This window comes from Peribacillus folii, assembly GCF_030271255.1.
GTDB lineage: Bacteria > Bacillota > Bacilli > Bacillales > DSM-1321 > Peribacillus.
The window spans coordinates 489,984-502,269 of the sequence record NZ_JASJOM010000001.1 but is presented as its reverse complement, the minus strand read 5'-3'; the positions used below and the strand labels follow the sequence as shown (position 1 = coordinate 502,269).

Sequence of the window (12,286 nt, the reverse complement as noted above, 5' to 3'; positions counted from 1 at the left end):
ATGCTTGGCATTTTAGTTAGGCGATTCATGGAGGTCGTGATGTTTGTCCTTACGGTTACATTCATTTCCTTCTTGTTTGTCCGGCTTGCCCCGGGAGATCCGGTCCTCTCGATCCTGCAGGTGGAGGATGTATCGGTCACAACCGAACAGGTCAATGAGCTCAGGGAAGAACTGGGCTTCGATGAACCGCTGCTCGTGCAGTACGGGCATTGGTTCATCGGCTTCATCCAATTGGATTTCGGCCGTTCTTACCTTACCAACCAGCCCGTACTGAAAATGATCGTGAGCGGTTTGCCGGCAACACTGGAGCTGGCAATCGGGGGATTGCTTGTCATGCTCATCATCGCCCTGCCTTTGGGATCTCTTGCCGCTTTGTACAGGGGAAGCTGGCTCGATCAGTTGAGCCGCGGCGTTTCTTTATTGGGTGCGGCCATACCCAGCTTTTGGCTGGGGCTGCTGTTGATAGATTTAGTTGCGGTTCGCCTTGGGGCACTTCCGACGATGGGAAGGGATGGAGTCACTTCCATGATTCTGCCGTCCTTGACTCTAGGGCTGGCCATCACCAGTGTATACGTTCGCTTGCTGCGCTCAAGCCTGATCGATTCGCTCAGTCAGGATTTCATCAGGGCTGCCCGGTCAAGGGGGATTTCCGAAATGCGGATATTCTTTGGCCATGCATTCCGCTATAGCCTGCCTCCGGTCATTACCGTATTCGGTGTCAGCCTTGGCAGCCTGATCGGCGGTGTAGTCGTCATCGAGGTGATCTTCGCCTATCCAGGCATAGGCAAGATGGTGGTGGACTCGATCCGGTCGCGGGATTACCCGGTCATCCAAGGGTATCTATTGATCATGGCCATCATTGTATTCATGGTCAATAGTACCGTTGATTTATCTTATCGGTATTTGAACCCAGAGCTTAGATTGAAGGAAAGGAATCGACGGAAATGGAGTTAACGATCAACAAACCAACCAAAAGGAACGGCAAAAGGGCGGTCATTTTTACGGTGCTGGCCCTGACAATGGCCGCTGCGGCGTATGCTTTTCTTTTCCTGAAGCATGATCCGGCACTGGTCAATCTCGGAGAAAGGTTATCGCCTGCAAGTGCGGAACATCCATTGGGTACGGATCACCTCGGACGTGATGTATTGACGCGTCTATTGCTCGGTGCCCAGCTGACGGTTGGCTACGGGCTTCTGGCCTTATTCGCCGCGGTTATCTTCGGTGTTCCATTCGGTTTGATATCCGGGTTTAAAGGGGGGGCGATCGACCGCATCTTCATGCGTGTGGCAGATGCGTTCCTGGCGTTCCCGGATACGATCGTGGCCATCGTGCTGAGTGGCCTCTTAGGACCCGGAATTGAAAATCTGCTGCTGGCGATCGTTGTGGTGAAGTGGGTGAATTATGCACGGCTTGTACGCAGCACAGTGATCACCGAGCGCCAGAAGGACTACGTCACCATGGCCAAAATCAATGGGCTAAGCTCGTTTGCAATCATGAGAAAACATCTTTTCCCGCACATCATCGGAAACGTGCTCGTTCTTTCGAGTCTCGATTTAGGAAAGATCATCTTGCTCATATCTTCCTTATCGTATATTGGACTTGGTGCCCAGCCGCCAGCACCGGAGTGGGGGGCGATGCTGAACGATGCCCGCCCATATTTCCAATCCAATCAGTCCCTGATGATTTATCCAGGGCTCGCCATCGTATGCGTCGTTTTTTTATCTAATATACTGGGTGATTATTTCCGCGATGCATTCGATGTGAAAAAGGAGGTGGAGTCATGAACCTTTTATCAATCAGGCAGCTGCATATCATGGGCAAACAAAATCATATCGTCAAAGGTCTTTCGTTCGATGTGCGTGAAGGGGAGTGGCTGGCAATCGTCGGTCAAAGCGGCAGCGGCAAAAGTATGACGGCCATGGCGATTGGCCGGCTGCTAGCCCCCAATCTCCAAGCGAAGGGGGAAATATGGTATGAGGGAAAGAATGTATTGACGCTATCGGACCCGGCGATCAGGAGGCTGCGCGGAAAGCGTCTGGCTTATATTTTTCAGGATTACCAAAGTTCCTTCACCCCCTTCCTTACCATCGGTCAGCATTTCGACGAATATCAGCGGACCCATCTGGCCCTTTCCAAACAGGCACGGCGCAGGCAAGCTGTCAACGCGCTTGCATCGGTCGGGCTTGATGGAGAGATCTACAGCAGATATCCTTTTCAATTGAGTGGCGGCCAGCTTCAGCGGGTATCCATTTCTTTGGCGCTTTTGCTTAAGCCGGATGTATTGATAGCGGATGAACCGACTACAGCCTTGGACAGTGTTTCATCGTTTAAGATTTTGGAGCTGTTATCAAGGCTGAAGGCAGATACCGGATGTGCAATCCTGTTCATCACCCATGATTTACGCCATGTCAGGAAATATGCAGATCGTATAGGGGTGATGAAAGCCGGGGTGATGATTGAAAGCGGGGATAAAAACCAGGTGCTCAATCATCCGGAGCATCCTTATACCGCCAGCCTGATACATGCATCGCGATCACTCAAAAAAAGTTCAATGAAGCATGAAGGAGCGCTGGGATGAGTTTATTAGACATACGGAATATCCATAAAACATACGATAATGGAGAGGAAGTGCTCAAGAATGTGAATGTTCAAATCGAAAGCAAGGAATGCCTCGGATTAATCGGGGAAAGCGGATGCGGGAAGAGTACGCTTGCGCGGTGCATCCTCCAGATCGAGCCTATTGATCGGGGCAGCATCTTATTTAAGGGGACGGCCCTGCATAACAAAAGTGAACGCCTTTTGAAGCCATATCGAAAAAACATTCAGGCAGTGCTGCAAAATCCTGCTTCCGCTCTCAATCCGAAGCTAAAGATCAAGGAGTCATTGATCGATCCTTTTCAGCAATATGGCAGCCAGATCGATATGAAGCATTTTACGTATCCAAGTGAACGCGGGTTCATTGGACAGTTACTGGAAATGGTGGAGCTTCCAAGCAATTTGGCCGATCGTTATCCTCATGAGCTAAGCGGGGGACAAAAGCAGCGCGTGACCATCGCCCGAGCCGTCAGCATCGAACCAAGCCTCCTCATCCTGGATGAACCTGCTTCAAGCCTGGACGTTCTCTCCCAGGCGTCGTTGCTTACCTTGCTGGAGGAGCTGCGTGAAAGGCTGGATATGTCGTACCTGTTCATTTCCCATGACCTGTCGGCTGTGCAGGAGATGTGCCAAAGGATCATGGTAATGAAAAGGGGGGAAATCGTGGATTCCTTCGAGAAGGAACGGCTTTTTTGTGAGGAGCGCCATTCATATACGAAGGAATTGCTTTCGTTGTTTGAGTGAAGAGGCTGTCTCAAGTTTAATTAATAAATCGTAATGATTTCGTTTAAAGTTTGAATGAGGGGGAGGAAGCAAGGTGAACCATCGATCATATTTGGCTTTGGCCATTCCTCTGACCATCTCGACCATAACGACGCCTCTCCTGGGGGCGGTCGATACCGCCGTCGTTGGCCAGCTGCCCAACCCTGCTTATTTGGGCGGCGTAGCAATAGGTACGGTCGTGTTCAATACCTTATATTGGCTGTTTGGTTTTTTGCGGGTGAGTACGTCGGGATTTGCCGCGCAAGCACTGGGAGCAAACGACGAATGGGGAGGGAAAATGGCTTTCCTAAGGCCCTTCTTTATGGCGATGATGGTCGGGATATGCTTCATAATACTTCAGGGTCCGATTGAACGAGTTGCCTTGACCTTGATGGATCCCGGTGCGGAAGTCCGCTTTTATGCGTCTGAATACCTCGGCCTCCGAATCTGGGGGATTCCTTTCACTTTGATGAATTATGTCATATTGGGATGGCTGATGGGAATGGCGAAAATCAAGGCTTCGCTACTGCTGCAGGTGCTCATGAACCTCTTGAACATCGTGCTGGCTCTCGTATTTGTCCATGTATTCGAAATGGGCGTGTCAGGGGTTGCCATAGCCACGCTGCTCTCGGAGGTGACAGCGTTTATCATGGGGCTATTCATCATTTGGAATGCTTTTCACCGTCGACTGGAAATGCCCTCTTTAAAAGAGATGGCCGATTCCGCGTCGATTAAGAAAATGATGTCGGTGAATCGCGATTTATTCATCAGAACGCTTTGTTTGCTGGCTGTTTTCAATATCTTTACGGCAAAGGGAGCCTCTTACGGGACGGAGACATTGGCGGCCAATGCCGTTCTCATCCAAATCCACTACTTGATGGCCTACTTTTTTGATGGGCTGGCAAATGCTTCGAGCATTCTGGTCGGGAAAGCGGTTGGTTCGGGAGATCGGCATCTATATAAGAAGACGTTGTCATTGTCCTGGCAATGGGGATTGCTGGCGTCCCTCATGATGGCTGCCTGCTACCACCTATTCGGCGATTCCATTCTTACGCTCTTTACACGGATTCCTCGTGTCATTGAAATGGCGCATATTTATGGATTCTGGTTGATCCTGTTCCCGATAGCGGCAAGTGCAGGCATCGTTTTCTATGGTGTTTTTACCGGCGCAACCGAGGCTGCCCCGGTTCGAAACTCGATGCTTTATTCCTTGATTGCTTTTTTAGTGACATTGCATTTCTTCGTTCCAATGTATCAAAACCATGGATTATGGCTTGCCTTTACGGTATTCAGCTTAGGTCGTTCCTTTTTTTTGGCACTGTTTATACCCCGGTTAAGCAAAAAAATATTTCCTGAGAGAGGTGTTCGCCTTGAAAGCGATCAAACGGTCTAGAAACCAAGAAAAAATCATCCATACATATGTGGAGGCTTATCAAACCTTACAACAAGAAGCTGATTTATCTCCTGGCAATCCGATCATCAACCGTGTATTATCCGAGCTTGTTTCGGTGATTTCCAAACCGCTGGACCAGCACTTGGCGGAAGAGATCCTCCACCTCGATGAAATCCAATCGATCCGGAGCGGCATGCTTGCCAAGCTGGCCATTGCCGAAGCATTGATGGAAGAATATTATGCCGAATCGTATGTCGGCAAGGTTCGCACCTTGGAGGATTTTCGTTCCTTCCTCTATTGGAGAAATTATCAAGAACTGATCCAAACGGAAATCAATGAATTGCAGAAGGTAAAATCCGGTATCCGTTCCTTTGCTTTTGTAGGTTCGGGACCTCTGCCTTTAAGTCCATTGCTGCTTCAGCACGAGCTCGGAGCCAACATGACTTGCCTCGATATAGATGAACAAGCTTATTCGCTAGGCAGGCGGATCATCCAGCAGCTGGAGGGGGAAGCGACAGCGGAATATGTGTTGAATGACGGTGCACTCCATGATTATCGGGAATTCGATTTAATCTGGATTGCCAGTCTTGTCCCCAATAAAGCGGACATCCTCAAGCGGATCTATCAAACACAACCTGAAGCGATTGTTGCCATCCGGTCGGCGGACGGCATTCATCAATTATTATATGAGCCCGTTGATGCGACCAAGTTTCATGGTGTGAGATGTGAGGAAGTCGCAAGGACCATTGCCGATTCTTTCATCATCAATTCAACCATATACTATAGGTTCAAACAGTAACACCCATAAAACGAGTTGCTTCGGCAGCTCGTTTTTTTTATGGACTAATAAAATCCAAGAAACTCACTTGACATTATTAACTTATTAAAATATAATAACTTACATAAAGTAACTGAAGAAAAGGAGAATTGATAATATGAATAAACATGATGCAGCACACGTTTTTTTGAGGGTGATTTTAGGTCTTACTTTTTTCATTCACGGCCTTGCTAAGTTTCAAGGGGGAATAAGCAACACGGCTGGTTTTTTCGATAGCCTTGGCATTCCCGGCTTCCTGGCTTACATCGTGGCGGGAATTGAATTGATCGGGGGGCTTGCGGTTATACTTGGTTTGGGGACACGATTCGTTTCCATCTTGTTCTCGGTCATTTTGCTTGGCGCGATTTTTACGGCCAAATTGCCTGCTGGTTTTCTTGGCAACGGACAAATGGCGGGCTACGAGCTTGACTTGGCATTGTTGGCCATGTCCGTCTATCTTGTGTGTGCTAACCGCACCGTTTTTTCTTTAGATGATTTTTTCAGTAAAAAAGGGGAAGTGACAATATGAATGAACAGTTTCATCAAAAACCAGTTACCTTTGTCGGCGAGGTCAGTATAAATGTCTTGGATTTGAATGATGCCGTCAAATTTTATCAAGATATCATCGGTCTTCAGCTCTTGAAGAAGACGAACAGGCAGGCGGTATTGACGGCAGACGGAAAAAATCCGCTGCTGACCCTGGAACAGCCTGCCGATGTGATTCCTAAGGAAGGCCGTACTTCAGGTTTATATCACTTTGCCTTACTGCTGCCGAACCGTGCAGACTTGGCGGTCTTCCTGCGCCATCTACTGCAAACCAAGTATCCGTTTGGAGCGGCAGATCATGGTGTGAGTGAAGCACTGTACATCACCGATCCGGATGGAAATGGCATCGAAATCTACTTCGATCGGCCGGCTGATGATTGGGAATGGGCAGATGGCGAAGTCGCAATGGGGACTGAACCACTGGATGGAAATGATCTCTTGAATGAAGCGGATGGCGAGTGGAGCCGATTGCCTGCAGGAACGCTGATGGGACACATCCATCTGCACGTATCGGATTTACGGAAGACGGAGGAGTTTTACATGCAAGGCCTTGGTTTTTCCGTCGTGAACCGATTCGGAGGGGCGCTTTTCACCTCCACCGGTGGCTACCATCATCATATCGGCTTGAATACATGGAATGGCGTCGGCGTTCCAGCTCCCAAGAAAAATAGTGTCGGACTGAATTGGTATACTCTCGTGTTTGCAGATGAAGAAATGAGGAACAAAGCAACGGAACAACTAAGACGGATCGGTGCTGTTGTAATAGAAGAAGAAGCGTTTTACGTTGTCGCCGACCCTTCAGGAAATGAAATTCATTTAGTGGTCTAAGAGCGTGAGAAATAAAACAGAAAGCAATGGTGAGGATTATGGGATTTTTAAGCAGGCTATTCGGAAATAAAGAAATCGCAGCCGAGGAGAATGGAAAAATGACAAAAGTGCTTTTCGTGAAAGTGAACGACCGTCCGGCAGAGCAGGCAATCAGCGCGAAAATGCATGACACGTTCCTGAAAACATATAAAGACACACACCCTGCAGATGAAGTGACCGAATTGGATTTATTCAAAGAAGAACTTCCCTACTACGGAAATACGGCCATCACTGGGTTGTATAAACGCAATCAGGGGCTTGAACTGACAGCCGACGAGGAAAAGGCCGCCAATCTGGTTGACCGATATTTAGAACAATTCCTCGCGATGGATAAGGTGGTATTCGCCTTCCCTTTATGGAATGCAACGGTGCCGGCACCGCTCGTCACCTATCTTTCCTATTTGGCCCAAGCCGGGAAAATGTTCAATTATACAGCTGAAGGCCCAGTCGGGTATGCGGGTGATAAAAAAATCATGTTATTGAATGCCCGGGGCTCGGATTATGCCTTGGAAGGAATGGCCGCTGGCGAAATGGCTGTCAACCTGGTCAAGAATATCATTAGCCTATGGGGGATCAAAAATCCTGATACCGTCGTCATTGAAGGACACAACCAATACCCGGATCGAACACAAAATATTATCAACGATGGCCTGGAAAACGTAGCAAAAGCGGCCGCAGCTTTTTAATGCTGAAAACAGAAGGCCCTCCATATACTGGAGGGCCTTTTTGTGCAGGAATGCTGCTATTTGACTTGATACTTTTTTAAGCGGTATTGAAGGCTTTGGCGGCTGATATTGAGGGTTTTGGCCGCTTGGGAGATATTCATCCCATGTTCCTTCAAGACCTTCTCCAAGTATTGCTTTTCCGTATTCGCTATATAATCATCGAGCGATAATGTTGACTTTTGTGCTTCGCGATGGACCTGTTCTTCCTCTTTAGCGGCAGGTGTGTCCCCGAGATGGGCCTTCTTCTTGAATAGAGCAGGAAGGTGGTGGGGCGAGATTTTGGTGTCTCCAGGTTCGAGTAAATTCATGGCACCTTCGATGATATGCTCAAGCTCCCTGACGTTCCCAGGCCAGTCGTAATCATAAAAAAGGGCGTAGACTTCTTCGCTTATCCCTTCGATGGTCAATTCGAACAATGCATTGAATTTCTCGATGAAGGATTGCGCCAGCAAAGGAATGTCCTCTTTCCGCTCCCGAAGCGGCGGGATGAACAAGGATACGACGCTTAGGCGGTAATATAGATCCTTGCGTAAATGATCGTTGGCAATGGCATCTATTGGATCTTCATTGATGGTCGCGATGACGCGTACATCGATTTTTTTATCCTTTGTATCCCCGACACGCCGAATCGTCCGTTCCTGCAAGGCCCGTAACAGCTTCGCCTGCAAATTCGGATTCAACGAGTTGATTTCATCCAGAAGGATGGTTCCGCCTTGTGCTTGCTCGAATAATCCCGGCCTTTCGATTGAACCGGTGAAGGCCCCTTTCTTCGTTCCAAACAGGATTCCCTCGATCAGGCTATCGGGCAGTGCGGCACAGTTTTGGCTGATGAAAGGATGGGTCGAGCGGCTGCTGCCATTATGGATGCTTTGGGCAAATAGCTCCTTTCCAGTTCCGGTTTCCCCGACGATTAAGATCGAGGAGGTGGTCCTTGTGGAACGTTTGCTCTTTTCTATGACCTCCAAGAAATTCTCACTCGTCCCAATGATGCTGTCAAACGTATATTTGGTATCTCCCTTATTTAAAATATTATCTTTGATGATTCTTTCCAGATTGGTTATATCCTTAGCGACTTCAATGGCCCCGATAATTTGCTGGTTATGATCCATGATCGGGAACGTATTATTGATGGTCGTGATTACCTGGCCGAGATTGTTGAAGTAGGTCTGCTTCGAATTTTCGGTCTTTTTGCCGGAATGCAAGGCACGAATCAAGGTACTCTCCGTTTCTTCCTGGAATTTAAAAATCTCGTGAATCTTTTTCCCCAATACCTCGTCCGATTCCATTCCTTCGATTTCAGCCATTTTCTTGTTGTATACGATGGTTCTCCCTTTTGTATCGATGATATGTATCCCGCTATCGATCACATCCACGAGTGAGTAGAGGATGGTTTGGAAACCTTCTATTTTGATGATTTGATCTAAGTACATGAATGCCTCCCAGTTTCGTTCTTTTGTTACAGATTATTGTAGAGGAAGCGAACAAAAGGTGCAATGAAAATTTGCGCAGCAAGAAAATTTTGCAGAGTGGTGCAAAATTATTTTGCGAAATAAGGTGAAAATGGTGCATTTTTATGATAAAACAGTTTGGCATGATTATTGCATCTAATAAAAAGAGCAGGGGTTGATCCTGCAAAATTCGGATTAGAGCAAAAAAAAATGGCACACTATGTGAATTTTTCTCGAAAAGTGCTGAAATTCATGGCATATTACGCGCGAAAAGATATTTTTATCAAAAAAATGAAAAGTTGGCACGGAACTTGCTTATTAAGTAAGGGAGAAGAATAGAAATAAACTTTAGGGAGATGAGCCATAATGGTCCAACCATATAAACACGAACCATTTACTAATTTTAAACTTGAAGAAAACAATAAAGCTTTTCAAGCGGCATTGAATGAAGTGGCTAACGATTTAGGGAAGAAGTACCCGCTAGTCATTAATGGTGAAAAAGTGTTCACTGATGAAGTCATTACCTCAGTAAACCCGGCAAACAAAGAAGAAGTCATTGGAGAGGTTTCCAAAGCAAATAAGGACTTGGCCGAGCAAGCGATGCAAGCGGCAGACAAGACATTCCAAACCTGGAGAAAAACGAAAGCGGAAGTCCGTGCCAATATTTTATTCAGGGCTGCAGCCATCGTCCGCAGAAGAAAGCATTATTTCTCGGCCCTATTGGTCAAAGAAGCAGGAAAGCCTTGGAATGAAGCGGATGCCGATACAGCCGAAGCAATCGACTTCATGGAATATTACGCACGTCAAATGCTGAAGCTTAAAGACGGCATGCCAGTTGAAAGCCGTCCGATTGAACACAATGCATTCAATTATGTTCCGCTTGGTGTCGGCGTCATCATCTCACCTTGGAACTTCCCGTTTGCCATCATGGCAGGCATGACGACGGCGGCGCTTGTTTCAGGCAATACGGTTCTATTGAAACCAGCCAGTACAACACCGGTCATTGCAGCTAAGTTCATCGAGGTGTTGGAAGAAGCGGGCTTGCCGGCAGGAGTCGTGAACTTCATTCCAGGAAGCGGTGCCGAGGTGGGCGATTATTTAGTCGATCATCCCCGTACACGTTTCATCAGCTTTACCGGATCTCGTGATGTCGGAATCCGCATTTATGAGCGTGCGGCCAAGGTTCATGAAGGGCAAATCTGGTTGAAGCGTGTCATTGCTGAAATGGGCGGTAAGGATACGATCGTCGTTGATAAAGAGGCTGATCTGGAATTGGCGGCCCAATCCATTGTCGCTTCCGCGTTCGGGTTCTCCGGTCAAAAATGCTCTGCTTGCTCACGTACCGTCGTCGTCGAAGAGGTATATGATCAAGTCTTGAATCGCGTCATTGAATTGACGAAAGAAAAAACGGTCGGGGAGCCAACGGATGTAAACAACTTCATGGGCCCGGTCATCGATCAAGCCGCTTACGATAAAGTCATGAGCTACGTGGAAATCGGTAAAAAAGAAGGGAAAGTTGTGGCAGGCGGAGAAGGAGACAATTCAAAAGGTTTCTTCATCCAGCCAACGATCATTGCCGATGTCGATGAGAATGCACGTGTCATGAAAGAAGAGATTTTCGGACCAGTGGTTGCGTTCTGTAAGGCAAAAGACTTCAATCATGCCATCGAGATTACCAATAACACCGATTACGGCTTAACTGGCGCGGTCATCTCGAACAACATCGAACATATCGAACAGGCGCGTGAGGACTTCCACGTCGGTAACTTGTACTTCAATCGCGGCTGTACGGGAGCCATCGTAGGATACCAGCCATTTGGCGGCTTCAATATGTCAGGAACGGATTCAAAAGCGGGCGGTCCTGATTATTTAGTTCTTCACCTTCAAGGTAAAACAACATCTGAAACGCTATAAACTTTAGGGGGAATCAACATGACAACAATTACGGAAAAATTAATCGAGCAAACAGAACAATATGGGGCAAACAATTATAATCCACTTCCAATCGTCATTTCGAAGGCAGAAGGAGTTTGGGTGGAAGATCCTGAAGGCAATAAATATATGGATATGCTAAGTGCCTATTCAGCCGTGAACCAAGGACACAGGCATCCGAAGATCATCGACGAATTAAAAAAACAAGCGGATCGCGTAACATTGACGTCCCGTGCATTCCATAGTGATAAATTGGGCCCATGGTATGAAATGGTTTCACGCCTTACGCAAAAGGATATGGCCTTGCCGATGAATACAGGTGCCGAAGCCGTTGAAACAGCCATCAAAGCCGTTAGGCGCTGGGGGTATGATGTTAAGGGAATCGCGGAAAACCAAGCTGAAATCATCGCTTGCATCGGGAATTTCCATGGCCGCACGATGGCTGCCGTATCCTTGTCTTCCGATGAGGAATATAGAAGGGGCTTCGGGCCGATGCTGCCAGGTGTCAAGCTTATCCCTTACGGCGATCTTGATGCATTGAAAGAAGCGATTACCCCGCAAACGGCTGGATTTTTAATCGAACCGATTCAAGGTGAAGCAGGAATCATCATTCCGCCACAAGGATTCCTGAAGGAAGCTTATGACTTGTGTAAAGAAAATAATGTCCTATTCGTTTCTGATGAAATTCAATCAGGACTTGGCCGTTCAGGAAAAATGTTCGCCTCCGACTGGGATGGAGTCGTTCCGGATATGTATATTTTAGGTAAAGCGCTGGGCGGCGGGGTGTTCCCGATCTCTTGCGTAGCTGCAAACCGTGAAATCCTTGGCGTATTCAACCCTGGTTCACATGGTTCAACATTCGGCGGCAATCCATTGGCATGCGCGGTTTCCATCGCTTCCTTGGAGGTCCTTGAAGAAGAGAAGCTTGCGGAGCGTTCCTTGGAGCTTGGCCAATACTTTATGGATCGCTTGAAGGAAATCAAGAATCCGATGATTAAGGAAATCCGCGGCAGGGGCTTATTCATCGGCGTCGAATTGACGGAAGCGGCAAGACCTTATTGCGAGCAGCTTAAAGAAGAAAAACTGCTATGTAAAGAAACACATGATACAGTCATCCGTTTTGCACCGCCGCTTGTGATCACGAAAGAAGATTTGGACTGGGCAATCGAACGCATCAATAAAGTTTTATCCTAATTATTAT

Annotated in this window: 12 protein-coding genes; 11 read left to right on the top strand and 1 reads right to left on the bottom strand. The window is 47.5% G+C overall.

Features of this window, described 5'->3' with window-relative positions:
* The 9 genes from nikB (at position 1) to QNI08_RS02405 (ending at position 7,666) form a co-directional block, all read left to right on the top strand.
* Positions 1–954, top strand: coding sequence for a nickel ABC transporter permease (nikB, locus tag QNI08_RS02445; protein WP_285765824.1), 954 nt, complete (start codon positions 1–3; stop codon positions 952–954).
* Positions 945–1,784, top strand: coding sequence for a nickel transporter permease (gene nikC, locus QNI08_RS02440; RefSeq protein ID WP_285765823.1), 840 nt, complete (start codon positions 945–947; stop codon positions 1,782–1,784). Before nikB ends, nikC begins: the two co-directional genes overlap by 10 nt.
* The gene (locus tag QNI08_RS02435; protein WP_285765822.1) at positions 1,781–2,578 is read left to right on the top strand and encodes an ABC transporter ATP-binding protein; all 798 of its coding nucleotides are present in this window, start codon (positions 1,781–1,783) and stop codon (positions 2,576–2,578) included. Before nikC ends, QNI08_RS02435 begins: the two co-directional genes overlap by 4 nt.
* Complete coding sequence (locus QNI08_RS02430; protein WP_285765821.1) at positions 2,575–3,339, top strand: ABC transporter ATP-binding protein; 765 nt, start codon at positions 2,575–2,577, stop codon at positions 3,337–3,339. Before QNI08_RS02435 ends, QNI08_RS02430 begins: the two co-directional genes overlap by 4 nt.
* Before the next feature lie 73 nt (positions 3,340–3,412).
* Positions 3,413–4,750, top strand: coding sequence for an MATE family efflux transporter (locus tag QNI08_RS02425; RefSeq protein WP_285765820.1), 1,338 nt, complete (start codon positions 3,413–3,415; stop codon positions 4,748–4,750).
* Positions 4,728–5,549 (top strand): nicotianamine synthase family protein, encoded by an 822-nt coding sequence (locus QNI08_RS02420; protein WP_285765819.1) that lies wholly within the window; start codon positions 4,728–4,730, stop codon positions 5,547–5,549. The genes QNI08_RS02425 and QNI08_RS02420 overlap by 23 nt, the downstream gene beginning before the upstream one ends.
* Positions 5,550–5,685: 136 nt before the next feature.
* Complete coding sequence (locus tag QNI08_RS02415; RefSeq protein ID WP_285765818.1) at positions 5,686–6,096, top strand: DoxX family protein; 411 nt, start codon at positions 5,686–5,688, stop codon at positions 6,094–6,096.
* A complete protein-coding gene (locus QNI08_RS02410) occupies positions 6,093–6,941 on the top strand; it encodes a VOC family protein (protein ID WP_285765817.1) in 849 nt (282 codons plus the stop codon). The genes QNI08_RS02415 and QNI08_RS02410 overlap by 4 nt, the downstream gene beginning before the upstream one ends.
* Before the next feature lie 38 nt (positions 6,942–6,979).
* Positions 6,980–7,666 carry an FMN-dependent NADH-azoreductase gene (locus QNI08_RS02405; RefSeq protein WP_285765816.1) on the top strand — a complete coding sequence of 229 codons (687 nt, stop codon included), beginning with the start codon at positions 6,980–6,982 and terminating at the stop codon, positions 7,664–7,666.
* Positions 7,667–7,722: 56 nt separating this feature from the next.
* Here QNI08_RS02405 and QNI08_RS02400 read toward each other — a convergent pair whose 3' ends face one another.
* Positions 7,723–9,135 carry a sigma-54 interaction domain-containing protein gene (locus tag QNI08_RS02400; protein WP_285765815.1) on the bottom strand — a complete coding sequence of 471 codons (1,413 nt, stop codon included), beginning with the start codon at positions 9,133–9,135 and terminating at the stop codon, positions 7,723–7,725.
* Between the two features lie 384 nt (positions 9,136–9,519).
* Here QNI08_RS02400 and pruA point away from each other — a divergent pair, with 384 nt between their 5' ends.
* On the top strand, positions 9,520–11,067 hold the full coding sequence (pruA, locus tag QNI08_RS02395; RefSeq protein ID WP_285765814.1) for an L-glutamate gamma-semialdehyde dehydrogenase: 1,548 nt from the start codon (positions 9,520–9,522) through the stop codon (positions 11,065–11,067).
* Between the two features lie 18 nt (positions 11,068–11,085).
* Positions 11,086–12,279, top strand: a complete 1,194-nt coding sequence (locus tag QNI08_RS02390) for an ornithine--oxo-acid transaminase (RefSeq protein WP_285765813.1) — start codon at positions 11,086–11,088, stop codon at positions 12,277–12,279.
* Positions 12,280–12,286: the final 7 nt, after the last annotated feature.